1 protein-coding gene is annotated in these 582 nt (G+C 68.9%); it reads right to left on the reverse strand.

Annotation, left to right across the window (positions count from 1 at the left end; all coding sequences use genetic code 11):
* A partial coding sequence (locus KUM32_RS39530) for an aminoacyl--tRNA ligase-related protein (protein WP_308408841.1) occupies positions 1–582 on the reverse strand: 582 nt, incomplete at both ends.

Here is a 582-nt window from a genome sequence, read left to right on the forward strand (position 1 = left end):
GTCCACGAACGTGTCCTCACCGGCCGCCGCCGGCGCCAGGAACTCCTCCGACGCCGAACCGCCCATCGCCCCGGAGACCGCCGACACGATCCGGTAGTCCAGGCCCAGACGCGCGAAGATGCGGGTGTACGCGTCACGGTGCAGCCGGTATGACTCGGCCAGGCCCTCGTCCGTGACGTCGAAGGAGTACGAGTCCTTCATCTGGAACTCGCGCCCCCGCAGCACGCCCGAGCGCGGCCTGGCCTCGTCCCGGTACTTCGTCTGGATCTGGTAGACGATCACCGGCAGGTCCTTGTACGACGTGCACTGGTCCTTGACGGTGAGGGTGAAGATCTCCTCGTGGGTGGGGCCGAGGAGGTAGTCGGCGCCCTTGCGGTCCTTGAGCCTGAAGAGCAGGTCGCCGTACTCGTCCCAGCGCCCACTCGTCTCGTACGCCTCCCGCGGCAGCAGCGCGGGCAGCAGCACCTCCTGCGCGCCGATCGCGTCCATCTCCTCGCGCACGATGCGCGAAACGTTGTCCAGCACGCGCTTGCCCAGCGGCAGCCAGCTCCAGATTCCCGCCGCCGTGCGGCGGACGTACCC

The sequence above is a fragment of the Streptomyces sp. AC627_RSS907 genome, from assembly GCF_019049165.1.